Annotated in this window: 22 protein-coding genes; 19 read left to right on the top strand and 3 right to left on the bottom strand. The window is 67.1% G+C overall.

Translation table 11 applies throughout. The annotated features are described in order from the left end of the window. The first annotated feature begins 33 nt into the window (after positions 1-33). The 9 genes from ubiB (at position 34) to AC3WQZ_RS13700 (ending at position 9,596) form a co-directional block, all read left to right on the top strand. Complete coding sequence (gene ubiB, locus AC3WQZ_RS13740) at positions 34-1,611, top strand: ubiquinone biosynthesis regulatory protein kinase UbiB (protein ID WP_010813941.1); 1,578 nt, start codon at positions 34-36, stop codon at positions 1,609-1,611. 32 nt (positions 1,612-1,643) lie between these two features. Next, on the top strand, positions 1,644-2,264 hold the full coding sequence (locus tag AC3WQZ_RS13735) for a methyltransferase domain-containing protein (RefSeq protein ID WP_010813940.1): 621 nt from the start codon (positions 1,644-1,646) through the stop codon (positions 2,262-2,264). Positions 2,265-2,557: 293 nt separating this feature from the next. After that, a complete protein-coding gene (locus AC3WQZ_RS13730; protein ID WP_010813939.1) occupies positions 2,558-3,994 on the top strand; it encodes a high affinity choline transporter 1 in 1,437 nt (478 codons plus the stop codon). Positions 3,995-4,158: 164 nt separating this feature from the next. Then, complete coding sequence (locus AC3WQZ_RS13725) at positions 4,159-4,503, top strand: FmdB family zinc ribbon protein (RefSeq protein ID WP_010813938.1); 345 nt, start codon at positions 4,159-4,161, stop codon at positions 4,501-4,503. Positions 4,504-4,517: 14 nt separating this feature from the next. Continuing rightward, on the top strand, positions 4,518-5,231 hold the full coding sequence (locus AC3WQZ_RS13720) for a DUF502 domain-containing protein (protein ID WP_010813937.1): 714 nt from the start codon (positions 4,518-4,520) through the stop codon (positions 5,229-5,231). 66 nt (positions 5,232-5,297) lie between these two features. Then, a complete protein-coding gene (gene aspS, locus AC3WQZ_RS13715) occupies positions 5,298-7,106 on the top strand; it encodes an aspartate--tRNA ligase (RefSeq protein WP_011614526.1) in 1,809 nt (602 codons plus the stop codon). A gap of 212 nt (positions 7,107-7,318) precedes the next feature. After that, positions 7,319-8,230, top strand: coding sequence for a hypothetical protein (locus tag AC3WQZ_RS13710; protein ID WP_439671249.1), 912 nt, complete (start codon positions 7,319-7,321; stop codon positions 8,228-8,230). Positions 8,231-8,328: 98 nt separating this feature from the next. After that, positions 8,329-8,817 carry a dihydroneopterin triphosphate diphosphatase gene (gene nudB / locus AC3WQZ_RS13705; protein WP_058697892.1) on the top strand — a complete coding sequence of 163 codons (489 nt, stop codon included), beginning with the start codon at positions 8,329-8,331 and terminating at the stop codon, positions 8,815-8,817. Then, positions 8,814-9,596 carry an endonuclease/exonuclease/phosphatase family protein gene (locus AC3WQZ_RS13700; protein WP_011614527.1) on the top strand — a complete coding sequence of 261 codons (783 nt, stop codon included), beginning with the start codon at positions 8,814-8,816 and terminating at the stop codon, positions 9,594-9,596. Before nudB ends, AC3WQZ_RS13700 begins: the two co-directional genes overlap by 4 nt. Positions 9,597-9,598: 2 nt before the next feature. Here the strand turns inward: AC3WQZ_RS13700 and mobB are convergent, their stop codons facing one another. Then, positions 9,599-10,114 carry a molybdopterin-guanine dinucleotide biosynthesis protein B gene (mobB, locus tag AC3WQZ_RS13695; protein ID WP_010813932.1) on the bottom strand — a complete coding sequence of 172 codons (516 nt, stop codon included), beginning with the start codon at positions 10,112-10,114 and terminating at the stop codon, positions 9,599-9,601. A 92-nt stretch (positions 10,115-10,206) separates the two neighbouring features. Between mobB and clsB the strand changes: the two genes are divergently transcribed. Beyond that, positions 10,207-11,550, top strand: coding sequence for a cardiolipin synthase ClsB (gene clsB, locus AC3WQZ_RS13690; RefSeq protein WP_037025323.1), 1,344 nt, complete (start codon positions 10,207-10,209; stop codon positions 11,548-11,550). Here clsB and AC3WQZ_RS13685 read toward each other — a convergent pair. Then, the gene (locus AC3WQZ_RS13685; protein ID WP_144062269.1) at positions 11,544-11,819 is read right to left on the bottom strand and encodes a hypothetical protein; all 276 of its coding nucleotides are present in this window, start codon (positions 11,817-11,819) and stop codon (positions 11,544-11,546) included. The two genes, clsB and AC3WQZ_RS13685, sit on opposite strands and share 7 nt — an antisense overlap. A gap of 92 nt (positions 11,820-11,911) precedes the next feature. Here AC3WQZ_RS13685 and AC3WQZ_RS13680 point away from each other — a divergent pair, with 92 nt between their 5' ends. From AC3WQZ_RS13680 to AC3WQZ_RS13655, 6 genes are all read left to right on the top strand, one after another. Then, a complete protein-coding gene (locus AC3WQZ_RS13680; protein ID WP_026201385.1) occupies positions 11,912-12,502 on the top strand; it encodes a TetR/AcrR family transcriptional regulator in 591 nt (196 codons plus the stop codon). A gap of 76 nt (positions 12,503-12,578) precedes the next feature. Continuing rightward, positions 12,579-14,366 (top strand): acyl-CoA dehydrogenase C-terminal domain-containing protein, encoded by a 1,788-nt coding sequence (locus tag AC3WQZ_RS13675; protein ID WP_010813929.1) that lies wholly within the window; start codon positions 12,579-12,581, stop codon positions 14,364-14,366. A 76-nt stretch (positions 14,367-14,442) separates the two neighbouring features. Beyond that, positions 14,443-16,866, top strand: coding sequence for a 3-hydroxyacyl-CoA dehydrogenase/enoyl-CoA hydratase family protein (locus AC3WQZ_RS13670; RefSeq protein WP_492300734.1), 2,424 nt, complete (start codon positions 14,443-14,445; stop codon positions 16,864-16,866). Positions 16,867-16,887: 21 nt separating this feature from the next. Next, entirely contained in the window at positions 16,888-18,087 is a 1,200-nt protein-coding gene (locus tag AC3WQZ_RS13665; RefSeq protein WP_037025321.1) for an acetyl-CoA C-acyltransferase, read from the top strand. 117 nt (positions 18,088-18,204) lie between these two features. Next, positions 18,205-19,161: a DegV family protein gene (locus AC3WQZ_RS13660; RefSeq protein WP_492300733.1), complete on the top strand. Its 957-nt coding sequence runs from the start codon at positions 18,205-18,207 to the stop codon at positions 19,159-19,161. A gap of 31 nt (positions 19,162-19,192) precedes the next feature. Beyond that, the gene (locus AC3WQZ_RS13655; RefSeq protein ID WP_492300731.1) at positions 19,193-19,969 is read left to right on the top strand and encodes an enoyl-CoA hydratase; all 777 of its coding nucleotides are present in this window, start codon (positions 19,193-19,195) and stop codon (positions 19,967-19,969) included. A 90-nt stretch (positions 19,970-20,059) separates the two neighbouring features. Here AC3WQZ_RS13655 and AC3WQZ_RS13650 read toward each other — a convergent pair whose 3' ends face one another. Then, complete coding sequence (locus tag AC3WQZ_RS13650; protein WP_037025319.1) at positions 20,060-20,464, bottom strand: acyl-CoA thioesterase; 405 nt, start codon at positions 20,462-20,464, stop codon at positions 20,060-20,062. A gap of 108 nt (positions 20,465-20,572) precedes the next feature. Here AC3WQZ_RS13650 and AC3WQZ_RS13645 point away from each other — a divergent pair, with 108 nt between their 5' ends. From AC3WQZ_RS13645 to AC3WQZ_RS13635, 3 genes are all read left to right on the top strand, one after another. Further along, a complete protein-coding gene (locus AC3WQZ_RS13645) occupies positions 20,573-22,471 on the top strand; it encodes an ABCB family ABC transporter ATP-binding protein/permease (protein ID WP_011614532.1) in 1,899 nt (632 codons plus the stop codon). 204 nt (positions 22,472-22,675) lie between these two features. After that, entirely contained in the window at positions 22,676-23,818 is a 1,143-nt protein-coding gene (locus tag AC3WQZ_RS13640; RefSeq protein ID WP_010813922.1) for an ABC transporter substrate-binding protein, read from the top strand. Then, positions 23,815-24,669 carry an ABC transporter ATP-binding protein gene (locus AC3WQZ_RS13635; protein ID WP_492300729.1) on the top strand — a complete coding sequence of 285 codons (855 nt, stop codon included), beginning with the start codon at positions 23,815-23,817 and terminating at the stop codon, positions 24,667-24,669. Before AC3WQZ_RS13640 ends, AC3WQZ_RS13635 begins: the two co-directional genes overlap by 4 nt. The last annotated feature ends 6 nt before the right edge of the window (positions 24,670-24,675 follow it).

Below are 24,675 nucleotides of genomic sequence, written 5' to 3'. Positions count from 1 at the left end.
TGACTGCCTGCCCGGCCCTGTGAAGACTCCCGAATGACCCGCCTCCTGCGCCTTGGCAAGATTCTCTTCGTCATCCTCTATTACGGCCTGGACGAGCTGGTGCTCTCGGGCTTCAGCAGCCGCAGGATCCGCTTCCTGGTACGCGTCATCACCATCGGGCGCAAGCTCGAGATGCCGCGCGGCGAGCGCCTGCGGCTGGCGCTGACGCGGCTGGGCCCGATCTTCGTCAAGTTCGGCCAGGTGCTGTCGACCCGGCGCGACCTGATGCCGGCGGACATTGCCGACGAACTGGCCAAGCTGCAGGACCAGGTGCCGCCGTTCGATTCGGTGGTGGCGGTGAAGATCATCGAGCGCGCGCTGGGGCGGCCGCTGGACCAGCTGTTCGAGACCTTCGAGCACCAGCCGGTGGCCAGCGCCTCGATCGCACAGGTGCACTTCGCCACGCTCAAGGGCGGCCCCTGCCACGGCCGCGAGGTCGCGGTGAAGGTGCTGCGCCCGGGCATGCTGCCGGTAATCGACAGCGACCTGGCGCTGATGCGCGACATGGCCACCTGGCTGGAACGCTTCTGGGCCGACGGCAAGCGCCTGAAGCCGCGCGAGGTGGTGGCCGAGTTCGACAAGTATCTGCACGACGAACTCGACCTGATGATCGAGGCGGCCAATGCCAGCCAGCTGCGCCGCAACTTTGCCGACACCAGCCTGCTGCTGGTGCCCGAGGTGTTCTGGGACTGGTGCAGCAGCACCGTGTTCGTGATGGAGCGCATGCACGGCATCCCGATCTCGCGCACCGAGTCGCTCAAGGCCGCCGGCGTGGACATGCACCAGCTGGCGGAAGAGGGTGTCGAGATCTTCTTCACCCAGGTGTTCCGCGACGGCTTCTTCCATGCCGACATGCACCCGGGCAATATCCTGGTGTCGGTGCAGCCCGAGACCTTCGGCCGCTATATCGCGCTGGACTTCGGCATCGTCGGCGCGCTGTCCGAGTTCGACAAGAACTACCTGGCGCAGAATTTCATCGCCTTCTTCCGGCGCGACTACCACCGCGTAGCACTGCTGCACGTGGAGTCCGGCTGGGTGCCGCCAGACACCCGTGTCGAAGAGCTGGAAAGCGCCGTGCGCGCCTGCTGCGAGCCGTACTTCGACAAGCCGCTCAAGGAAATCTCGCTGGGCATGGTGCTGATGCGCCTGTTCCAGACCTCGCGCCGCTTCAATGTCGAGATCCAGCCGCAGCTGGTGCTGCTGCAGAAGACGCTGCTCAATATCGAAGGCCTGGGCCGCCAGCTCGACCCCGACCTGGACCTGTGGAAGACCGCCAAGCCTTTCCTGGAACGCTGGATGCACGAGCAGGTGGGCTGGAAGGGCGCCTGGGAGCGGGTCAAGGTGGAGGCGCCGCTGTGGGCCAAGATGCTGCCCGACTTCCCGCGCCTGGCGCACCAGTTCCTGGAGCGGCGCGCGCTGACCAGCAACGGCGAGCAGGACAAGCTGCTGGCGATGCTGGTGGTGGAGCAGCGCCGCACCAACCGGCTGCTCGGCACCGGGCTGCTGTTGCTGGGCGGCTTTGTCGCCGGCATCGTGCTGACGCATGTGCTGGGCTGGGCGGGCTACTGGTAGCGCACCCAGGCTGATCCATTTTTGAGGTGACCATGAGCGACCCTGCCAAGCCCGTGCCGACCTTCGCCACCCGCAACGCCGCCGACCCGGCATTCTGGGACGAGCGTTTCGAACAGGGCTTCACGCCCTGGGACCAGGGCGGCGTGCCCGAGGAATTCCGGCAGTTCATTGAAGGCCGTGCCCCATGTCCGACCCTGGTGCCAGGCTGTGGCAACGGCTGGGAGGCCGCGTGGCTGTTCGAGCGTGGCTGGCCGGTGACGGCAATCGACTTCTCGCCGCAGGCGGTGGCGTCGGCGCGGCAAACTCTGGGGCCGGCGGGGGTAGTGGTGCAGCAGGGCGATTTCTTTGCCTTCACGCCGCAGCCGCCGTGCGAGCTGATCTACGAACGGGCCTTCCTGTGCGCGCTGCCGCCGGCGATGCGGGCCGACTATGCCGCCCGGGTCGCGCAACTGCTGCCGCCGGGCGGCCTGCTGGCCGGCTACTTCTACCTCGGCGAAAACCGCGGCGGGCCGCCGTTCGCGATGCCGGCCGAGGCGCTGGACGCGCTGCTGGCACCGGCCTTCGAGCGACTTGAGGACCGGCCCACGGCCGCGCCGCTGCCGGTGTTCCAGGGGCAGGAGCGCTGGCAGGTCTGGCGCCGCCGGTCCGGCTGAAGCAGCCGCCGGCCAGCCCTTGTGGCGCAGGCGATGCTCCGCGTGGCGCATTTGCGCCAGCGGGGAATTTTTTTCGTCCACGCTGGTCTGCGTCGCTATAATCCGCGTTTTGATTCGGCTACGACCGCAGCCCCGGCCGCGTTTTCCGCCCAGCGCGAGAACTCCAGGCAGCTCGATATGCGGCCCCGACCGATGAATTGGACTCCGGGCAGATGCGCGCAAGCAACGTGCACTCATGCGCCGCCCGGCATTCGGTTTCTCGCCACAAGGGCACTTCTGCATAGGGCAGCGGCATGCTGATCTGGTTCGTCATCATCTACTGGGTAATCTCGGTCGGCATCGGCCTGTGGGCGGCGCTGCGGGTACGCAACACCACCGATTTCGCCGTCGCCGGGCGCAGCCTGCCATTCCATATCGTCACCGCCACCGTCTTCGCCACCTGGTTCGGCTCGGAGACGGTGCTGGGCATCCCCGCCGTATTCCTCAAGGAAGGCCTGTCGGGCGTGGTCTCCGACCCCTTCGGCTCGTCGCTGTGCCTGATCCTGGTGGGCCTGTTCTTCGCCCGGCCGCTGTACCGGATGAACCTGCTGACCATCGGCGACTACTACCACAACCGCTATGGCCGGCTGGCCGAGGTGCTGACCACGCTGTGCATCGTGGTGTCCTACCTGGGCTGGGTGGCGGCGCAGATCAAGGCGCTCGGGCTGGTGTTCTATACCGTCTCGGACGGCGCGCTGTCGCAGGAGGCCGGCATGATGATCGGCGCAGCCAGCGTGCTGGTCTATACGCTGTTCGGCGGAATGTGGTCGGTGGCCATCACCGACTTCATCCAGATGATCATCATCGTGATCGGCATGCTCTATATCGGCTACGAGGTCAGCGGCCAGGCCGGCGGCGTCACGGCGGTGGTGTCGCACGCGGCCGCGGCCGGCAAGTTCGAGTTCCTGCCGTCGCTGGATTTCATACAGATCATCGGCTTCGCGGCGGCGCTGTTCACCATGATGCTGGGCTCGATCCCGCAGCAGGACGTGTTCCAGCGCGTGACCTCGTCGCGCACCGAGCAGATCGCCGGGCGCGCCTCAGTGCTGGGCGGCGTGCTGTACTTCTGCTTCGCCTTTATCCCGATGTTCCTGGCGTATTCGGCCACGCTGATCGACCCCGGCATGGTGGCCAGGTACATCGACACCGATTCGCAGCTGATCCTGCCGAAGCTGATCCTGCAGCACGCACCGATGTTCGCCCAGGTGATGTTCTTCGGCGCGCTGCTGTCGGCGATCAAGAGTTGCGCGTCGGCCACGCTGCTGGCGCCGTCGGTGACCTTTGCCGAGAACATCCTGCGCCCGTACTTCCGCCACCTCGACGACCGGCAGTTCCTGCGCGTGATGCAGACCGTGGTGCTGGTATTCACCGCGCTGGTGACGCTGTTCGCACTTAACTCGCACCTGTCGATCTTCCATATGGTCGAAAATGCCTATAAGGTCACCCTGGTCTCGTCCTTCGTGCCATTGGCCTTCGGCATGTTCTGGAAGCACGCCACCCGCCAGGGCGGGCTGGCGGCGATCCTGCTGGGCCTGTCCTCCTGGCTGACCTGCGAGCTGGCCTTTGCCGATGCCGTGGTGCCGCCGCAAATGGTGGGCCTGCTGTTCTCGATCAGCGGCATGGTGATCGGTTCACTGCTGCCGCAGTGGATTGCAGATCACGCGCCGGTCAAGGAAGTGCATATCGCCTGACGGCCCGGGGTCTGCCACCCCCTCATTTCCGGCGATCAGGCGGCCCCGGAACGGTTTATAATTCAAGGCTTTGCATCGTCGCACGGGAATTTCCCGCGGCCGCCATGGCCCGCGCCGATGTCCGCCTTTGTACCAATTCCGAAGTTTTCTCGCGAAATAACACCATGCCGATCTATGCCTACCGTTGCGACGCCTGCGGCCACGGGCGCGATGTGCTGCAGAAAATGAGCGATGCCCCGCTGACGGACTGCCCGTCGTGCGGCACCGCCGGCGCGTTCAAGAAACAGCTGACCGCTGCTGGTTTCCAGCTCAAGGGCTCGGGCTGGTACGTGACCGACTTCCGCGGCGGCAGCGCCGGCGCGCCGGCAGCGACCGGCGCCGCTGGTGGCGCCGCTGCAGCGGCGGCCAGCACCCCGGCGGCGGCTGAATCGCCGGCCAGTCCTGCCTCGTCCGCTTCGGCCACGCCCGCGGCAGCCGGCGGCTGCGGCAGCGCCTGCGCCTGCCATTGAGCCGGACCCGCCCCGTGGTTGCCAAGAAGACTTCCGCCCTGAAAACCTGGTTCCTGACCGGGCTGCTGGTGCTGGTGCCGCTGGGCATCACGCTGTGGGTGCTCAGCCTGATCATCGGCACGATGGACCAGAGCCTGGCGCTGCTGCCCGAGGCCTGGCGCCCGGACCGGCTGATGTTCGGCAAGCGCGTGACGGGCCTGGGCGCCATCCTCACGCTGCTGGTGATCCTGCTGGTCGGCCTGCTGGCGCATAACTTCATCGGCCAGCGCCTGGTGCGCTGGTGGGAAGCGCTGCTGGGCCATATCCCGGTGGTGGGCCCGATCTACACCAGCGTCAAGCAGGTCTCGGACACGCTGCTGTCGTCCTCGGGCAACGCCTTCCGCAAGGCGCTGCTGGTGCAGTACCCGCGCGAGGGCTCGTGGACCATCGCCTTCCTGACCGGGCGCCCCGGCGGCGACGTGCAGAACCACCTGCAGGGCGAATACGTCAGCGTCTACGTGCCGACCACGCCGAATCCGACCTCGGGCTTCTTCCTGATGATGCCCAAGGCCGACACCATCGAACTCGACATGACCGTCGACGCCGCGCTCAAGTACATCGTCTCGATGGGCGTGGTGGCACCGGCGGAATTGCCGCGCAAGAACGGCAGCATGTCCCGGCCGGCAGCCCCGGCCAATCCGGCCGGCAGGGCCAGCAGCGAGGAAACGGTCGAGACGACCGATCCTTAAGCATCCAATCTGATCACGGGCCGCCCGATGTGCTTCGGGCGGCCGCGTTTTACCGGGAATCTCCTTATGTCCTCCATGCGTACTCACTACTGCGGTCTGGTGACCGAACAATTCTCGGGCCAGGAAGTGGCCCTGACCGGCTGGGTCCAGCGCCGCCGCGACCATGGCGGCGTGATCTTCATCGACCTGCGCGACCGCGAAGGCCTGGTGCAGGTGGTGTGCGACCCGGACCGCCCCGAGATGTTCAAGGCCGCCGAAGAGATCCGCAATGAGTTCTGCATCCGCGTCACCGGCAAGGTCCGTCCGCGCCCGGCCGGCACCGAGAACGCCAACCTGACCTCGGGCAAGATCGAGGTGCTGTGCCATGAACTGACCGTGCTGAACCCGTCGGTCACGCCCCCGTTCCAGCTCGACGACGACAACCTGTCGGAAACCACGCGCCTGACGCACCGCGTGCTGGACCTGCGCCGCCCGCAGATGCAGTACAACCTGCGCCTGCGCTACAAGGTGGCGATGGAAGTGCGCAAGTTCCTCGATGCGCAGGGCTTTATCGACATCGAGACCCCGATGCTGGGCAAGAGCACGCCCGAAGGCGCGCGCGACTACCTGGTGCCGTCGCGGGTCAACCCGGGCCATTTCTTCGCGCTGCCGCAGTCGCCGCAGATCTTCAAGCAGATGCTGATGGTCTCCGGCTTCGACCGCTACTACCAGATCACCAAGTGCTTCCGCGACGAAGACCTGCGCGCCGACCGCCAGCCGGAATTCACGCAGATCGACTGCGAGACCTCGTTCCTGACCGAGCAGGAGATCCGCGACCTGTTCGAGGACATGATGCGCACGGTGTTCAAGAACGCCATCGACGTCGACCTGGACGCCAGGTTCCCGGTGATGGAGTTCCGCGAGGCCATGGCCCGCTTCGGCTCGGACAAGCCTGACCTGCGCGTCAAGCTGGAATTCACCGAGCTGACCGAGGTGATGAAGGACGTCGACTTCAAGGTGTTCTCGAGCCCCGCCAACAGCGACAACGGCCGCGTGGTCGGCCTGCGCGTGCCGGGCGGCGGTGCGATCTCGCGCGGCGAGATCGACGCCTACACCCAGTTCGTCGGCATCTACGGCGCCAAGGGACTGGCCTGGATCAAGGTCAACGAAGTGGCCAAGGGCCGCGACGGCCTGCAATCGCCGATCGTCAAGAACCTGCACGACGCCGCCATTGCCGAGATCCTCAAGCGCACCGGCGCCCAGGACGGCGACATCATCTTCTTCGGCGCCGACAAGGCCAAGGTGGTCAACGACTCGATCGGCGCGCTGCGCCTGAAGATCGGCCACTCTGACTTCGGCAAGGCCAACGGCCTGTTCGAAGACACCTGGAAGCCGCTGTGGGTGGTCGACTTCCCGATGTTCGAGTACGACGAGGAAGACGCGCGCTGGGTGGCCATGCACCACCCGTTCACCAGCCCCAAGGACGAGCACCTGGAATACCTGGAGACCGACCCGGGCAAGTGCCTGGCCAAGGCCTACGACATGGTGCTGAACGGCTGGGAAATGGGCGGCGGCTCGGTGCGGATCTTCCGTTCGGACATCCAGAGCAAGGTGTTCCGCGCGCTCAACATCAATGACGATGAAGCCCGCGCCAAGTTCGGCTACCTGCTGGACGCGCTGCAGTACGGCGCGCCTCCGCACGGCGGCCTGGCCTTTGGCCTGGACCGCATCGTCACGATGATGGCCGGCGCCGACTCGATCCGCGACGTGATCGCCTTCCCGAAGACCCAGCGCGCCCAGGACCTGCTGACCCAGGCCCCGAGCTCGGTCGACGAGAAGCAACTGCGCGAACTGCACATCCGCCTGCGCGCCACGGAGCCCAAGCCGACGGCCTGAGTTGCCTGAAGTCCGCAAGGAAGCCGCGCGATTGCGCGGCTTTTTTGCTTTATGCGCAACGTCTGGCCGCCTGCGCTGTGAGGCGCGCGGCGCATTGGTTTCGATTTGTTACCGGTCGGAACGAAGGGCGCCGCGGCGGGGTCTGCTCTCTTTGACACGTAATTTGCCGAGCGGCCTCGCAATGAAGGCTCCCGGCACTCGGGAGGAAATTCGTGACCCTGGATATCGACCTGATCCGCCAGTTCCTGCTGGCCCATGACCAAACCATCCTGACCTGGCTGGTGGCCGGACTGGTGATGATGCTGCTGGCGCGCTTCGAGCTGCGCCGCGCCGTGCGCCGCTCGGCGCAGGCCATGTCTGAATCGGTGGCCACCACGGTGGCCGCCTGCGTGCCCGACATCGCCCATGCGGTGCAGTCGGCCGCGCCCGCCGCGGCGGGCGAGCCGGTGGAAATGCAGCGCGCCGAAGCGCTGCGCCGGCTGGCGCTGGATACCGTCGGCGTGGTCATGACGCGCGGGCGCTGGCTGGACGAGCTCGGCAACCTGCGCCTGGCCGACGACGCCTTGCTGGCCGGCCAGCGCGCCGACGGCGCCGACCCGCTGCTGGTGGTGGCGCCGCAGCCGGTGGTGCAGGCCTACCTGGATGCGCAGCGCGTGTTCGAGGACGAGGCCGCGCAGGTGCAGGCACTGCGCCGCGACGCCCAGCGCGTGCAGGAGGCGCTGCAGGCCCTGGACGCCGAGGTTGCCCATATCGAGCAGGAAACCGGCAGCATCGTGCTGCGTTTCGAGCAGGTCAACGCGCAGGCGGCGCAGGGCATGGATGGCGGCGATTACCAGCGCTTCCTGATCCAGAAGTACAACTCGCTGGGACAGCGCGAGAAGGAAATCGCGCTGGAGCGCACGCGGCTGCAGGGCGAGGTCCGGCACCGCGCCGACGCGCTGGCCACGCACGCGCATGGCGCGTCCAAGCGCTACCGCCAGGCGCTGGCGCCGCTGATGGACCAGCTGCGTGCGGCCTGGGGCCACGGCGATTCGCCCCAGGTGTTCGACACCTGGCAGCGCACTGCCGCCGACGAGCCGTACCTGGCACCCCGTGCCACCTATGGCGCGCGCAGCGCCGCCTGAAGGCCGCCGAGGGTCGACCCGGGCGTGCGCCGCCACGCTTTCGCGTGGCAACGTGGCACGGCTGCGCTATCCTTGGGTTTGTCCTTTCGCCCAGACCCATGTCCTACAAGATCCCGGAATCCGTGCTGGTGGTGATTTACACGCCAGATCTTCAAGTCTTGCTGCTGGAACGCGCCGATCGCCCGGGGTTCTGGCAGTCCGTGACCGGCAGCCTCGACACCCTGGACGAACCCCTGGCCCTGACCGCCGCGCGTGAAGTGGCCGAGGAAACCGGCATCATCGCCGGCGAGCACCAGCTGACCGACTGGGCCCACACCATCCAGTACGAGATCTACCCGCAGTGGCGCCACCGCTACGCCGAAGGCGTCACGCGCAATACCGAGCACTGGTTCGGGCTGCGCGTGCAGGAGGCGCTGCCGGTGACGCTGGCGCCACGCGAACACCTGCAATACCAGTGGCTGCCGTGGGAGCAGGCGGCGCAGCAATGCTTTTCCAGCAGCAATGCCGAGGCCATCCGCCAGCTCGCCTGGCGCGCGGCCGGGGCTGGCGCTGGCGAGCGGCAGGCGGTATACGGAGCGCAGCCATGAAGCTGCGCGTGGTCACCTACAACATCCACAAGGGAGTGACCGGCATCTCGCGGCGCCCGCGCATCCAGAACGTGCGCGCCGGCCTGCATGCGATGGATGCGGACATCGTCTTCCTGCAGGAAGTGCAGGACCGCAACGACCGGCTGGTGGCTGCGGCGCTGTTCGATCCGGAGCATACGCAGCTCAACTACCTGGCCACTGACGCCTATCCGCACTCGGTCTACGGCCGCAACGCGGTCTATGACTACGGCCATCACGGCAACGCGATCCTGTCGCGCCACCCGATCCTGATGTCCGAAAACCTGGATATTTCCGACCACCGCTTCGAGCAGCGCGGGCTGCTGCATGCGGTGGCGGATGTGCACGGGGTTGAAACCCACCTGATCTGCGTGCATTTCGGCCTGTTCGCGCGCAGCCGCGTGCGCCAGGCCGAGGCCCTGGTGGAGCGTGTGCGCACCGTGGTGCCCGCGGGCATGCCGCTGGTGATCGCCGGCGACTTCAACGACTGGAACCACCGGCTCGATGCGCAGATCTGCAATACGCTGGGCGCGGTCGAGGCCTCGCACGCGCGCGGTGCGCGGCTGCATACCTTCCCCAGCCATATGCCGTGGTGGCAGCTCGACCGCATCTATGTGCGCGGCTACGAGATCGAGCGCGCGCATGCGCTGACCGGCCGCGACTGGGCGCAGCGCTCGGATCACGTGCCGCTGGTGGCGGAACTGGGGCATCCGCGGGGCGAGCTGGCCATGCCCGCGGAGCCCGCCGGCAAGGCCGCCTGAATTCAGCGCGCGCTGTCCGGATAGTCGCGGATGAAGGCGAACACCGCCTGCGGGTCGTTCAGGTCCAGCACCGGCAGCGCGGTCATGGCGGCCACTGCGGCAGGGTCGTCGCTTGCCACCGCCACCACGCCCGGCACCTCGTCCCACAGCGGCGTGCGCCCCAGTGCCGGGCGATATACCTCCAGCTTGGGAAAATCACTGCGCTTGTAGCCCTCCACCAGCACCAGTTCGGTGTCGGCCGGCAGCACGGCGAGCGCATCGTCCAGTTCGGGCGAGGGCACCGCTTCCGGGTAGTGGCGCATCAGCGTCAGGTGGCGCGCGCCGACCAGCACGACATTGGCGCAGCCGGCCTCGCGCATGCGCCAGGAGTCCTTGCCGGGCGTGTCGGGGTCAAAGCCGTGATGGGTATGCTTGACGCCGGCCACGCGCAGGCCGGCGGCGACGAAACAGGGGATGAGCTGGTCCAGCAGCGTGGTCTTGCCGCTGCCGGACGATCCGGTAATGCCGAATACCTTCACAATGGGTTCCGTGGGGGCGTCAGTCGTCGCTTGCCCGTCGCTGGCTGCGCGGGCAAGCATCAGTCTCGACGATAGCAGAGATGCGCCTGCCAATGTGCGCGCGGCGCCTTGCGCCCGGCAATCTGTCCGATAATCACGGCATGTCACGGATCTCCCACTCCGCTCATGCCGACACCCGCGCGCACGACCCCGCAGCGGCCGGCGACCACGCGCCGCGCCGCCACATGCTGCGCTGGACCTGGCGCCGCGGCAAGCCCACCACCGGCAATGCGGTGCGGCTGCTGCACGGCGGCCAGGACTTCTTCCCCGCGCTGATCGCCGCCATCGACCAGGCCGCGTTCCAGGTGATGCTGGAAACCTACATTTATGCCAATGACGAGGTCGGCCGCGCGGTCAGCGACGCGCTGATCCGCGCCGCCGCGCGCGGCGTGACCGTGCGCGTGACCGTGGACGGATTCGGCGCCGGCGACATGCCCGCCGAGCTGGCCGCGCGGCTGCGCGCCGGCGGCGTGCAACTGCGCGTATTCCGCATGCTGCGCGGCTTCCGGCTGGCGCGGCGCCACCTGCGCCGGCTGCACCGCAAGCTGGCGGTGATCGACCGGCGCGTGGCTTTTGTCGGCGGCATCAATATCATCGACGACCACAACCACGGCCCGTTCGAAGGCGCCAACCTGGGGCCGCGCTATGACTTCGCGGTGCAGGTCGGCGGCCCGCTGGTGGACGGCATCGCGCTGTCCGCCGAGCGGCTCTGGTGGCGCTTGTCGCTGCGCGATATGCACGGCACCGAACGCGCCGCCGCGGTGGCCGACTACCCGCTGGTCACCGACCTGCCGCCGCGCCCGGAAGCCGCGGGCGGCGTACGCGCCGCGCTGCTGCTGCGCGATAACCTGCGCAACCGCCGCACCATCGAGCGCGAATACCTGCGCGCGCTGGGCGCCGCGCGCCACGACGTGATCCTTGCCAACGCCTACTTCCTGCCTGGCCACAAGATGCGGCGCGCGCTGCTGGCCTGCCGCGCGCGCGGCGTGCGCGTGCGGCTGCTGCTGCAGGGGCGGGTCGAATACCGGCTGCAGCACTACGCCACCCATGCGCTGTATGCCTCGCTGCTGGAGGCCGGCGTCGAGATCTACGAGTATGCCGAGAGCTTCCTGCACGCCAAGGTGGGTGTGGTCGACGAGACCTGGGCCACGGTCGGGTCGAGCAATATGGACCCGTTCAGCCTGCTGCTCGCGCGCGAAGCCAACGTCGCCGTTTATGATGCGGCCTTCGCCGCTGAACTGCGCACCGCGCTGGAATACGCCATTGCGCACCGCAGCGTGCGCGTGATGCCCGAGGTGCATGCGCGCCGCTCGCCGCTGCACCGGCTGGCCAACTGGGCGGCCTATATGCTGCTGCGCCTGGGTGTCGTCATTGCCGGTGTCGCGGGGCGCTACTGAACGACAGCCGCGAACGCGGTGTGCGTTTGCTGCCATGCGGCAGGGCGTTCGCTGCAACCGGTCGCGGCGCAAGCCATGACCGACATGACGGACATGCTGCATTGCAGTCCGTTTAGAAACAGCGGTCTAATTAAAAGCTTGATGGTCGGCTGCTGCGCCAGAATAATCTGAACGACCGTTCTTTTTTGGCTTAGACTGCGTGCATTCACGGTATGCACCGGCAAATCCGCCGGTTCGGCCGCAAGCAAATAATGCAACGTCAGGGTCATACGCGGGGCCGCAGCAGGGCCCCGCAGAACGGAGAAAAAACATGCGACACCAGTCAGCCCGTCTCGAATCCGCCGCCGCCTCCCCCGCGCCAATGCGCAAGGGTGAAATGACGCGCGTGGCGATTCTGGATGCCGCACTGGAATTGTCGTCCCGCGACGGGCTCGAAGGTCTGACCATCGGGCTGCTCGCGGAACGCATGCAGATGAGCAAGAGCGGTGTCTTCGCGCATTTCGGTTCGCGCGAAGACCTGCAGGTGGAGGTGGTGCGGGAGTATCACCGCCGGTTCGAGCAGGAGGTGTTCTATCCCTCGCTGCAGGAGCCGCGCGGCCTGCCCCGGCTATGGTCGATGGTGCGGCGCTGGATGGAGAAGCGCATCCAGGAAGTGACGACTGGATGCATCTACATCAGCGGCGCCGTGGAGTACGACGACCGTGCCGGCAGCCTGGTGCGTGACGAGCTGGTCAAGAGCGTCACCATCTGGCGGGCAGCGCTCACGCGCGCCATCAACCAGGCGCGGGAGGAAGGGCACCTGCGCGCGGACTGCGATCCGCGCCTGATGCTGTTCGAGATGTACAGCCTTGAACTAGGCTTGCATCATGACGCCCGTTTCCTGCGCCTGCCTGACAGTGCCGAGCTTGCCATGGTCGCGCTCAACAAGCTGATTCAGTCTTACCGTACCTGAGGTCGCCCCGGTCGGACCGTATCGCGCAAGCGGGACGGGCGGCGTGGCGGCATCGCACAACTCCAAGGAGTCTCAGATGGGCCAGTACACCGCACCGTTGCGCGACATGCAGTTCGTGCTCCATGAACTGCTCGGCGCCGAAGCCGAACTCAAGGCGATGCCGCCGCACGCGGACATCGACGCGGACACCATCAACCAGGTCATCGAAGAAGCCGGCAAGTTCTGCTCGGACGTGGTGTTCCCGCTCAACCAGGTGGGCGACCGCGAAGGCTGCACCTACGTCGGCGACGGCGTGGTCAAGGCTCCCACCGGCTTCAAGGAAGCCTACCAGCAGTATGTCGAGGCCGGCTGGCCGGCGCTGGCGTGCGATCCCGAGTTCGGCGGCCAGGGCCTGCCGATCGTGATCAACAATGTGGTCTACGAGATGCTGAACTCGGCCGGCCAAGCCTGGACCATGTACCCGGGCCTGTCGCACGGCGCGTACGAGGCGCTGCACGCGCACGGCACGCCAGAACTGCAGCAGACCTACCTGCCCAAGCTGGTCTCCGGCGTGTGGACCGGCACCATGTGCCTGACCGAGCCGCACTGCGGCACCGACCTCGGCATCCTGCGTTCCAAGGCAGAGCCGCAGGCCGACGGTTCCTACCTGATCTCGGGCACCAAGATCTTCATCTCGGCCGGCGAGCACGACATGGCCGAGAACATCATCCACCTGGTGCTGGCACGCCTGCCGGACGCGCCGGGCGGCACCAAGGGCATCTCGCTGTTCGTGGTGCCCAAGTTCATCCCCGATGCCAACGGCAACCCGGGCGAGCGCAACGGCATCAAGTGCGGCTCGATCGAGCACAAGATGGGCATCCACGGCAACGCCACCTGCGTGATGAACCTGGACGGCGCGCGCGGCTGGATGGTGGGCGAGCCCAACAAGGGCCTGAACGCCATGTTCGTGATGATGAACGCCGCGCGCCTGGGCGTGGGCGCGCAGGGCCTGGGGCTGACCGAAGTGGCGTACCAGAACTCGCTGGCCTACGCCAAGGACCGCCTGCAGATGCGCGCGCTGACCGGCCCGAAGGCGCCGGACAAGCCCGCCGACCCGATCATCGTGCACCCGGACGTGCGCCGCATGCTGCTGACGCAGAAGGCCTACGCCGAAGGCGGCCGCGCCTTCAGCTACTGGACCGCGCTGCAGATCGACCGCGAGTTGTCGCACCCTGACGAAGCCGTGCGCAAGCAGGCCGGCGACCTGGTCGCGCTGCTCACGCCGGTGATCAAGGCCTTCCTGACCGACAACGCCTTCACGTCCACCAATGAGGGCATGCAGGTGTTCGGCGGCCACGGCTATATCGCCGAGTGGGGCATGGAGCAGTATGTGCGCGATGCGCGCATCAACATGATCTACGAAGGCACCAACACCATCCAGGCGCTGGACCTGCTGGGCCGCAAGATCCTGGGCGACATGGGCGCCAGGATGAAGGCCTTCGGCAAGATCGTGCAGGAATTCGTTGAAGCCGAAGGCACCAACGAAGCCATGCAGGAGTTCATCAACCCGCTCGCCGACATTGGCGACAAGGTGCAGAAGCTGACCATGGAAATCGGCATGAAGGCGATGGGCAATGCCGACGAGGTTGGCGCTGCCGCGGTGCCGTACCTGCGCGTGGTGGGCCACCTGGTGTTCTCATACTTCTGGGCCCGCATGGCCAAGATCGCGCTGGAGAAGGAAGCGAGCGGCGACAAGTTCTACACCGCCAAGCTGGCCACGGCACGCTTCTACTTTGCCAGGCTGCTGCCGGAAACCGCCGCCGAGATCCGCAAGGCGCGCGCCGGTTCGGCCACGCTGATGGCGCTGGACGCAGACCTGTTCTGAGTCGACTCTACCCGTCGTTCCCGGCCGGGAACGACGGCTTCGCATCTGTCTAACGCTCACTAATCCAGGAGCGAGCATGTCCAATTTCATCGTCAAGAAGGTCGCCGTGCTGGGTGCCGGCGTCATGGGGGCGCAGATCGCCGCCCACCTGATCAATGCGCGCGTGCCGGTGGTGCTGTTCGACCTTCCCGCCAAGGAAGGCCCCAAGAACGGCATCGCGCTGCGCGCCATCGAGAACCTGAAGAAGCTCTCGCCCGCGCCGCTGGGCATTAAGGAAGAGGCCGGCCTGATCCAGGCGGCCAACTACGAGGACGACATCGCGCTGCTCAAGGAATGCGACCTGGTGATCGAGGCGATCGCCGAGCGCATGGACTGGAAGCACGACCTGTACAAGAAGGTCGCGCCGCACCTGGCCTCGCACGCGATCTTCGCGACCAACACCTCGGGCCTGTCGATCACAGCGCTGTCCGACGGGTTTGATGCGGACCTGAAGTCGCGCTTCTGCGGCGTGCACTTCTTCAACCCGCCGCGCTACATGCACCTGGTGGAACTGATCCCGACCGCGACCACGCAGCCGCAGATCCTCGACCAGCTTGAAGCATTCCTGACCACCACGCTCGGCAAGGGCGTGGTGCGCGCCAAGGACACGCCCAACTTCATCGCCAACCGCGTCGGCATCTTCTCGATCCTGGCCGTGTTTGCCGAAGCCGAGAAGTTCGGCATCCCGTTCGACGTGGTCGATGACCTGACCGGCTCCAAGCTGGGCCGCGCCAAGTCCGCCACCTTCCGCACCGCGGACGTGGTCGGCCTGGACACCATGGCGCACGTGATCAAGACCATGCAGGACACCCTGCACGACGACCCGTTCGCGCCGGTGTACAAGACCCCGGCCGTACTCAAGGGCCTGGTCGACGCGGGCGCGCTGGGCCAGAAGACCGGTGCCGGCTTCTACAAGAAGGAAGGCAAGGCCATCAAGGTGCTCGACGCCAAGACCGGCCAGTACGTCGATGCCGGCAAGAAGGCCGACGAGATCGTGGTGCGCATGCTGAAGAAGGATGCGGCCGAGCGCATCAAGCTGCTGCGCGAGTCGACCAACCCGCAGGCGCAGTTCCTGTGGGCGGTGTTCCGCGACGTGTTCCACTACATCGCCGTCTACCTGGAGCAGATCGCAGGCTCCGCCGCCGACATCGACCTGGCGATCCGCTGGGGCTTCGGCTGGAACTCGGGTCCGTTCGAAGACTGGCAGTCGGCCGGCTGGAAGCAGGTGGCCGAGTGGGTCAAGGAAGACGTGGAAGCCGGCAAGGCGCTGTCGGCCGCGCCGCTGCCGGCATGGGTATTCCAGGGCCCGGTGGCAGAGAACCAGGGCGTGCACGCCGCTGCCGGTTCGTGGTCGCCGGCGACGCAGTCCTTCGTCGCGCGCAGCAAGCTGCCGGTGTACCAGCGCCAGGCATTCCGTGCCGCGATCAAGGGCACTGCCGCGGCCGATCCGCGCAAGGCCGGCCGCACCGTCGAAGAGAACGACGCCGTGCGCATCTGGGTGAGCGAAGGCCAGGACGACGTGCTGGTGGTTTCGTTCAAGAGCAAGATGAACACCATCGGGCCGGACGTGATCGACGGCCTGACCCGCGCCATCGACCTGGCCGAAACCGGCTACAAGGGGCTGGTGGTGTGGCAGCCGACTTCGCTGCAGCTGGGCGCACCGGGTGGCCCGTTCTCCGCCGGCGCCAACCTGGAAGCGGCCATGCCCGCCTTCATGATGGGCGGCGCCAAGGGCATCGAACCGTTCGTGAAGAAGTTCCAGGACGGCATGATGCGCGTGAAGTACGCCTCGGTGCCGGTGGTGTCCGCGGCGTCCGGCATTGCGCTGGGCGGCGGCTGCGAGCTGATGCTGCATTCGGCTTCGCGCGTGGCCGCGCTGGAGACGTATATCGGCCTGGTCGAAGTGGGCGTGGGCCTGGTGCCGGCCGGCGGCGGCCTGAAGGAAGCCGCGCTGGCGGCCGCGCGCGCGGCGCAGGCCGCGGGCAGCACCAACATCCTGCAGTTCCTGACCAGCCGCTTCCAGAGCGCGGCCATGGCCAAGGTCTCGGCCTCGGCGCTGGAAGCGCGCCAGATGGGCTACCTGCAGCCGTCCGACAAGATCGTCTTCAACGTGCATGAGCTGCTCTACGTGGCGCAGAACGAAGTGCGCGCGCTGGCCAGCGCCGGCTACCGCGCGCCGCTGCCGACGCTGGTCCCGGTGGCCGGCCGCTCGGGCATTGCCACCATCAAGGCATCGCTGGTCAATATGCGCGACGGCGGCTTTATCTCGACGCACGACTTCCTGATCGCCAGCCGCATCGCCGAGGCGGTGTGCGGCGGCGACGTCGAGGCCGGCTCGCTGGTGAGCGAGGACTGGCTGCTGGCGCTGGAGCGCAAGGCCTTTGTCGACCTGCTCGGCACCGGCAAGACGCAGGAGCGCATCATGGGCATGCTGCAGACCGGCAAGCCGGTGCGTAACTAACAGGGCAAGCGAGGAACCGACATCATGAAACAACTGCAAGACGCATATATCGTTGCGGCCACCCGCTCGCCGATCGGCAAGGCCCCGAAGGGCGCGTTCAAGAACACGCGCCCGGACGACCTGCTGGCAACCATCCTGAAGGCTGCCGTGGCGCAGGTGCCGGACCTGGACCCGAAGCTGATCGAAGACGCCATCGTCGGCTGCGCGATTCCTGAGGCGCAGCAGGGCCTGAACGTGGCGCGCATCGGTGCGCTGCTGTCGGGCCTGCCCAATACCGTGGGCGGCATCACCGTCAACCGCTTCTGCGCCTCGGGCGTGAGCGCGGTGGCGATGGCTGCCGACCGCATCCGCGTGGGCGAGTCCGACGTGATGATCGCCGCCGGCGTGGAATCGATGAGCATGGTGCCGATGATGGGCAACTCGCCGTCGATGTCGCCGGAGATCTTCACCCGCGACGAGAACGTGGGCATCGCCTACGGCATGGGCCTGACCGCCGAGAAGGTGGCGCAGCAATGGCAGGTCAGCCGCGAGGACCAGGATGCGTTCTCGCTGGCTTCGCACCAGAAGGCCATCGCGGCGCAGCAGGCCGGCGAGTTCAAGGACGAGATCACGCCGATCGAGATCGTCGAGCGCTTCCCCGACCTCGCCAGCGGCCAGGTGAACGTGAAGTCGCGCACGATCTCGCTGGACGAAGGCCCGCGCCCGGAGACCTCGCTGGAAGGCCTGGGCAAGCTGCGCCCGGTGTTTGCCAACAAGGGCAGCGTCACCGCCGGCAACAGCTCGCAGACCTCCGACGGCGCCGGCGCGCTGATCCTGGTCTCGGAAAAGATCCTCAAGCAGTTCAACCTGGTGCCGCTGGCGCGCTTCGTCTCGTTCGCGGTGCGCGGCGTGCCGCCCGAGATCATGGGCATCGGCCCCAAGGAAGCGATTCCGGCGGCGCTGAAGGCCGCGGGCCTGACCCAGGACCAGCTCGACTGGATCGAACTGAACGAGGCCTTTGCCGCGCAGTCGCTGGCGGTGATGCGCGATCTGCAACTGGATCCGGCCAAGGTCAACCGCATGGGCGGCGCGATTGCGCTGGGCCACCCGCTCGGTGCCACCGGTGCAATCCGTTCGGCCACGGTGGTGCACGCGCTGCGCCGTCACAACCTGAAGTACGGCATGGTGACCATGTGCGTTGGCACGGGCATGGGCGCCGCAGGTATCTTCGAGCGCGTCTGAACGCGCCTGCGGGACGGTCCCTCGGGACTGTCCCGCCCTTCTGCATCAGGTGAAGAAAGCAGTAACCGGGGGCTGCCGCCCGCGACGCGGGTCACCAGGTAGGGAGGAGACAATAATATGCAGGAGACAGCCATCCTGGCCGATGCCGCGTGCGATCTGCCGCGCGACGTCATGGCCCAGCTGAAGGTCCACACGATTCCGTTCCGCATCCGCGCGGGCGAACACTTTGTCGCCGATACGCGCGATGAAGACGCGCTGCCCACGCTCTACCAGCAATACCTGATCGGCCGCCAGGACCACTACGCCGAATCGATCCCGCTGCTCGAGCGCGAGCTGGAAGAACACCTGCTGCGCAACGTGGTGGCCCACTGCGACCGCGCCATCCTCTTCACCATTGCCAGTTCGCGCAGCAAGCTGTATGCGCATGCCACCGGCGCGGTGATCGGCACCGTGGCGCGCAGCGTGCGCCTGCGCAAGGAAGCCGGGCGCACGGGCCTGTTCGACCTGACCGTGGTCGACACCGGCGCGATCGGGCCGGGCCAGGCGCTGATCGTGCGCGAAGCCGCGCGCATGGCCGCCGCCGGCGCCAGCCCGCAGGCGGTGCGGGAAGCGGTCGAGACGCGCCTGCGCGATGCCGCCCATATGTTCCTGGTGCCCGACGAGCTGCTCTACATGTACACGCGCGCGCGCCAGAAGGGCGAGGGCAGCATTACCTGGGGGCGCTATGTGATGGGCAGCGCCTTCAATACCCGCCCGGTGGTGCGCATGCACCGCGGGCACACCGAGGCCATCGCCAGGGCACGCGGCTCCGAGGAGGGTGCGCGGCGCGTGCTGCAGCATGCCGAGCAGTGCATCCGCGGCGGCGACCTGATGGTGCCGGCGATCTCGGTCTGCTATGCCGGCCCGCTCGATGACGTGCGCGAGATGCCGGCGTTCCAGTCGCTGGAGCGCACCGCGCGCGGACAGGGCGTGGCACTGATGCTGGCGCCGATGAGCCTGACGGTGGCGCTGAATGTCGGCGCGCGCGCGTTCGGGCTGAGCTATCTTTCCGAATCGCCGCCGCCTTTTGAATAAACCCAGCAATGCATCCACAGATGAGGACACCATGAGCATCCGCACCGGCATCGAGCAGGGCATCCTGACCATCGAGTTCGACCGCATCGACAAGAAAAACGCCATCACCGCGGCGATGTACCAGGCCATGGCCGACGCGCTGCGCGCGGCCGAGACCGACCGCAACGTGCGCGCCATCCTGCTGCGCGGCAAGCCCGAGATCTTTACCGCCGGCAACGACCTGGAAGACTTCATGCAGCGCCCGCCCACCGCCGGCGAAGGCGCGGAGCAGGCGCCGGTGTTCCATTTCCTCTACCAGATCAGCCACGCCACCAAGCCGGTCGTGGCAGCCGTCAGCGGTGCCGCGGTCGGGGTGGGCACCACCATGCTGCTGCATTGCGACCTGGTCTATGCGTCCGATACGGCCAAGTTGTCGCTGCCGTTCGTGCAGTTGGGCCTGTGCCCGGAGGCCGCCTCGAGCCTGCTGCTGCCGCGGCTGGTCGGCTACCAGCGCGCGGCCGAGAAGCTGCTGCTGGGCGAAGCCTTCAGCGCGCAGGAGGCGCTGGAGATCGGGCTGGTGACGCGGGTGCTGCCGGTGGCCGAGCTGCACGACTTTGCGTTGGAGCAGGCGCGCAAGCTGGCGGCCCTCCCGGCGTCGTCACTGCGCGAGACCAAGCGGCTGATGAAGGCGGGCGATGTGGCGGTGGTGGAAAAGCAGATGGCCGACGAGGGCGCGGTGTTCCGCAGGATGCTGGTGGCGCCGGAGGCGAAAGAGGCGTTTGCTGCCTTCTTCCAGAAGCGCAAGCCGGATTTTACGAAGTTCGAGTAAGGCCTACGTCCGTCCAATCCCGCTTGTTCTCTCCCCTCTCCCGCTCGTGGGAGAGGGGAGAAAACAGCCAGCAAGCGCTGGCTTATCCCTTCAAGCCGACGGCAGCATCCGCGGCTGCCGCGATTCATCCGTCGCCACATACGTCAGCGTGGCCTCCGTCACCTTGACGATCTCATTGCTGTGGCGCATCCGTTGCGCGTAGACCTCGACCGACACCGTGATCGAGGTACGGCCGGTCTTGACGATGTCCGCATAAAAGCTGACCAGGTCGCCAACGAACACCGGATGCTTGAACAGGAAGGAGTTGACCGCGACGGTGGCCACGCGGCCCTGGGCGCGTTCCACCGCCGGGATCGAGCCGGCGATATCCACCTGCGCCATGATCCAGCCACCGAACACGTCGCCGTGCACATTGGCGTCGGCGGGCATGGGCACCACGCGCAGAGCGGGATTCTTGCCGGCGGGCAGGGCGGGGACGGTGTGGGGAGCGTTCATGACGGTGTGTGGTGGACTGCGGAAGGAGGCGGGGCGCGGCGAAAGACCCTTCGCCTGCCACGTAATGCGAACTCTGCGACAATCGCGCATTGGCCCGAATTCTAACGTATGCGCCGCTATTCCACGACCGCCGAGCCGGCCCCCGCTCCTGCTTCAAACACGCTCTTTCCCGGTCAGCGCGCGCCCCGCAGCGACTGGCAGACGGTGCGCAACCTGCTGCCCTATGTCTGGCACTACAAGTGGCGCGTGATGCTGGCGCTGGCGTGCCTGGTGTCCGCCAAGGTGGCCAACCTGGGCGTGCCGGTGCTGATGAAGCAGCTGATCGACAGCATGAACCTGCAGCCGGGCGATCCGCGCGCGCTGCTGGCCGTGCCGGTCGGGCTGATCGTCGCCTACGGGCTGCTGCGGCTGTCGGCGACACTGTTCACCGAGTTGCGGGAGATGCTCTTTTCCAAGGTCACGCAGAGCGCCGTGCGCGAGATCGCGCTGCAGGTGTTCCGACACCTGCATGCGCTGTCGCTGCGCTTCCACCTGGACCGGCAGACCGGCGGCATGAGCCGCGACATCGAGCGCGGCACGCGCGGCATCCAGTCGCTGATCTCGTACTCGCTGTACAGCATCCTGCCCACGCTGGTCGAGATGGGGCTGGTGATCGGCTTCTTTATCCTGCACTACGACATCTGGTTCGCGGCCATCACCGGCTGCGCGCTGGTGGGCTATATCGTCTTTACCATCGTGGTGACGGAATGGCGCACGCATTTCCGCCGCCGCATGAACGAGCTCGATTCGCGCGCCAACCAGAAAGCGATCGATTCGCTGCTCAACTTCGAGACCGTCAAGTACTTCGGCAATGAAGAGTACGAGGCGCAGCGCTACGACGAGAACCTGCGCAAGTACCGCACCGCGGCGATCCGCTCGCAGAACTCGCTGTCGTTCCTGAACTTCGGCCAGCAGACCATCATCGCACTGGGGCTGATCCTGATCCTGTGGCGCGCCACCGTGGGCGTGGTCGACGGCAAGCTCACGCTGGGCGACCTGGTGCTGGTCAACACCCTGATGATCCAGCTCTATATCCCGCTGAACTTCCTCGGCGTGATCTACCGCGAGATCAAGCAGGCCACCACCGACATGGACCGCATGTTCGTGCTGCTGGGCACCAACCAGGAGGTGGCCGACGCGCCCGGCGCGCAGCCGCTGCAGGTCAGCGGCGCGCAGGTGCGTTTCCGCGACGTGCGCTTCAGCTATGAGCCGGACCGGCTGATCCTGGATGGCGTGGATTTCACCATCGCGGCGGGCACCACCACCGCGGTGGTCGGGCACAGCGGCTCGGGCAAGTCGACGCTGGCGCGGCTGTTGTTCCGCTTCTACGACGTCAACGGCGGCGCCATCGAGATCGACGGCCAGGACATCCGCGCGATCACGCAGGACAGCCTGCGCCGCGCCATCGGCATCGTGCCGCAGGACACGGTGTTGTTCAACGACAGCATCTTCTACAACATCGCCTACGGCCGGCCAGACGCCAGCCGCGACGAGGTCATCGCCGCCGCGCGCGCCGCGCAGATCGACAGCTTCATCCGCGAGCTGCCGCAGGGGTACGACACCCCGGTGGGCGAGCGTGGCCTGAAGCTGTCCGGCGGCGAGAAGCAGCGCGTGGCGATCGCGCGCACGCTGCTGAAGGACCCGCCGGTGCTGGTCTTCGACGAAGCCACCTCGGCGCTGGATTCACGCACCGAGCAGGCGATCCAGGCCGAGCTGATGCGGCTGGCGCAGAACCGCACCACGCTGCTGATCGCGCATCGGCTGTCCACCGTCGTGCATGCCGACCAGATCCTGGTGATGGACCACGGCCGCATCGTCGAGCGCGGCACCCATGCCGAGCTGATGCGCGCGCGTGGCCGCTACGCCGAGATGTGGGACATCCAGGCGCGCGCCGCCGCCAAGGGCGGCGAAGCCGTGGGCGCGGATGCGCTGGCACTCGACGTGGGCGACGCCACGCAGGACGCCTGACGGGACTGCATTCTCCTGTATCCGCATGCACCAAGGGGCGGCGGGCATTGTCGACAATCATTGCCGACGATGGCGCTGCGGCAATCGCCTCGCACACTTTTGGTTCGGCAATCGCTTGCGGGCACGCCCTGAAACGGGGCTGAAAAACCTGGCACGTCCCTTGCGGACGAATCCCTCCGAGATCACGATCAACGGAGAGATTCCATGCCTCATTTCCACGCTGCGCTAGCGTCCCCCGGCGTTTGCGCTGCTGCCGCCGAGAACCATGAACATACCGGCACGCGCGCGTCCCGCACTGCGGCACGGCGCCGCCTGCTGAAGCTCGGCGTGATGATCGGCACCAGCCTGGTGCTGTCGACACAGTTCGCCGGCGCGGCCCACGCGCAGGCTGCACCAACCAAGGTCCGCTTCCAGCTCGACTGGCGCTTCGAAGGGCCGGCGGCGCTGTTCCTGCTGGGCGAGCAGAAGGGCTACTACAAGGCCGAGAAGCTCGACGTCTCGATCGATGCCGGCAACGGCTCGGGCAACGTGGTCAACCGCGTGGCCTCGGGCACGTACGACATGGGCTTCGCCGATATGTCGTCGGTGATGGAGTTCTACGGCAACAACCCCGACGCGAAGAACAAGCCGGTGGCCGTGATGATGGTCTACAACAACACGCCCGCCGCCGTCCTCGCGCTGAAGAAGTCCGGCATCCGCGCGCCGAAGGACCTCGCCGGCAAGCGCATGGGCGCGCCGGTGTTCGACGCCGGCCGCCGCGCCTTCCCGATCTTCGCCAGGGCCAACGGCCTGCAGGCGTCCTCGTTCAACTGGCAGGCAATGGACCCGACGCTGCGCGAGACCATGCTCACGCGCGGCGACCTCGATGCCATCACCGGGTTCTCGTTCACATCGATCCTGAACCTGAACGCGCGCGGCGTGAAGGATGAAGACATCGTGGTGCTGCCGTACCCGCAGTTCGGCGTGAAGCTGTACGGCAACGCAGTGATCGCCTCCGAGGATTTCATGAAGAAGAACCCCGAGGCGGTGAAGGCCTTCCTGCGCGCCTTCAGCAAGTCGGCGCGCGACGTGATCGCGCGGCCGGAAGAGGGCATCAAGGCGGTCAAGGCGCGCGACGGCATCATCGATGAGAAGCTGGAAGTGCGCCGGCTCAAGCTGGCGCTGGACAGCGTGGTCAAGTCGCCGGACGCGAAGGCCGAGGGCTTCGGGCGCGTCAGCAAGCCGCGCCTGTCGCTGATGGCCTCGCAGGTGGCCGATGCCTTCGGCACCAAGGGCCGCATCAACCCCGATGCGCTGTGGACCGACGCGTTCCTGCCCAGCGCGGCCGAACTGGATGTGCTGCGATGATGACGCGCCAGGCTGCCTTCATGCCCGCCTCCGGCGGGAGCGCCGCACCCGTGGCCGCGGAGCCCTTTGTCGATTTCAACCGGGTCTGGCTGGCCTATAACGACGAGCTCGCGCACAAGGGCGAGTTCGCGGTCGAGGACATCTCGCTGCAGGTGGCGCCGGGCGAGTTCATTGCCATCGTCGGCCCGTCCGGCTGCGGCAAGTCCACCTTCATGAAGCTGGCGACCGGGCTCAAGGCGGCCACGCGCGGCGTCGTGAGGATTGCCGGCGAGAAGGTGACCGGCCCGCTCAAGCAGGTCGGCATGGCCTTCCAGGCGCCCACGCTGCTGCCGTGGCGCACCACGCTGGACAACGTGATGCTGCCGCTGGAGATCGTCGAACCATATCGCTCCACCCTGCGCGCACGTCGCGACGAGTACGTCGAGCGCGCGCGCAAGCTGCTGCATACGGTGGGCCTGGCCGGCTACGAGGACAAGTACCCGTGGCAGCTGTCCGGCGGCATGCAGCAGCGCGCCTCGATCTGCCGCGCGCTGGTCCACGAGCCGCGCATGCTGCTGCTGGACGAGCCCTTCGGCGCGCTCGACGCCTTTACGCGCGAGGAGCTCTGGTGCGTGCTGCGCGACCTGTGGCAGGCACAGCGCTTCAACGTGATCCTGGTCACGCACGACCTGCGCGAGGCCGTGTTCCTGGCCGACACCGTCTACGTGATGAGCCAGCGCCCGGGCCGCATCCTGATGCGCAAGGAGATCGACCTGCCGCGCCCGCGCGACCTGGAACTGACCTATACCGAGCCATTTTCCGACCTGGTGCACGTGCTGCGCGAGAAGATCGGCCATGTGCGCCAACACTGAGGCAAA

This window comes from Cupriavidus sp. FW305-26, from assembly GCF_058787975.1.
This window is presented reverse-complemented; position numbering and strand designations above follow the sequence as displayed.

Coding starts and splice junctions, on each gene's coding strand:
- ubiB (WP_010813941.1), top strand. CDS start 34: ATGACCCGCCTCCTGCGCCTTGGCAAGATTCTCTTCGTCATCCTCTAT.
- AC3WQZ_RS13735 (WP_010813940.1), top strand. CDS start 1,644: ATGAGCGACCCTGCCAAGCCCGTGCCGACCTTCGCCACCCGCAACGCC.
- AC3WQZ_RS13730 (WP_010813939.1), top strand. CDS start 2,558: ATGCTGATCTGGTTCGTCATCATCTACTGGGTAATCTCGGTCGGCATC.
- AC3WQZ_RS13725 (WP_010813938.1), top strand. CDS start 4,159: ATGCCGATCTATGCCTACCGTTGCGACGCCTGCGGCCACGGGCGCGAT.
- aspS (WP_011614526.1), top strand. CDS start 5,298: ATGTCCTCCATGCGTACTCACTACTGCGGTCTGGTGACCGAACAATTC.
- nudB (WP_058697892.1), top strand. CDS start 8,329: ATGTCCTACAAGATCCCGGAATCCGTGCTGGTGGTGATTTACACGCCA.
- AC3WQZ_RS13700 (WP_011614527.1), top strand. CDS start 8,814: ATGAAGCTGCGCGTGGTCACCTACAACATCCACAAGGGAGTGACCGGC.
- clsB (WP_037025323.1), top strand. CDS start 10,207: ATGTGCGCGCGGCGCCTTGCGCCCGGCAATCTGTCCGATAATCACGGC.
- AC3WQZ_RS13685 (WP_144062269.1), bottom strand. CDS start 11,819: ATGACCCTGACGTTGCATTATTTGCTTGCGGCCGAACCGGCGGATTTG.
- AC3WQZ_RS13680 (WP_026201385.1), top strand. CDS start 11,912: ATGCGCAAGGGTGAAATGACGCGCGTGGCGATTCTGGATGCCGCACTG.
- AC3WQZ_RS13675 (WP_010813929.1), top strand. CDS start 12,579: ATGGGCCAGTACACCGCACCGTTGCGCGACATGCAGTTCGTGCTCCAT.
- AC3WQZ_RS13670 (WP_492300734.1), top strand. CDS start 14,443: ATGTCCAATTTCATCGTCAAGAAGGTCGCCGTGCTGGGTGCCGGCGTC.
- AC3WQZ_RS13660 (WP_492300733.1), top strand. CDS start 18,205: ATGCAGGAGACAGCCATCCTGGCCGATGCCGCGTGCGATCTGCCGCGC.
- AC3WQZ_RS13655 (WP_492300731.1), top strand. CDS start 19,193: ATGAGCATCCGCACCGGCATCGAGCAGGGCATCCTGACCATCGAGTTC.
- AC3WQZ_RS13650 (WP_037025319.1), bottom strand. CDS start 20,464: ATGAACGCTCCCCACACCGTCCCCGCCCTGCCCGCCGGCAAGAATCCC.
- AC3WQZ_RS13645 (WP_011614532.1), top strand. CDS start 20,573: ATGCGCCGCTATTCCACGACCGCCGAGCCGGCCCCCGCTCCTGCTTCA.
- AC3WQZ_RS13640 (WP_010813922.1), top strand. CDS start 22,676: ATGCCTCATTTCCACGCTGCGCTAGCGTCCCCCGGCGTTTGCGCTGCT.
- AC3WQZ_RS13635 (WP_492300729.1), top strand. CDS start 23,815: ATGATGACGCGCCAGGCTGCCTTCATGCCCGCCTCCGGCGGGAGCGCC.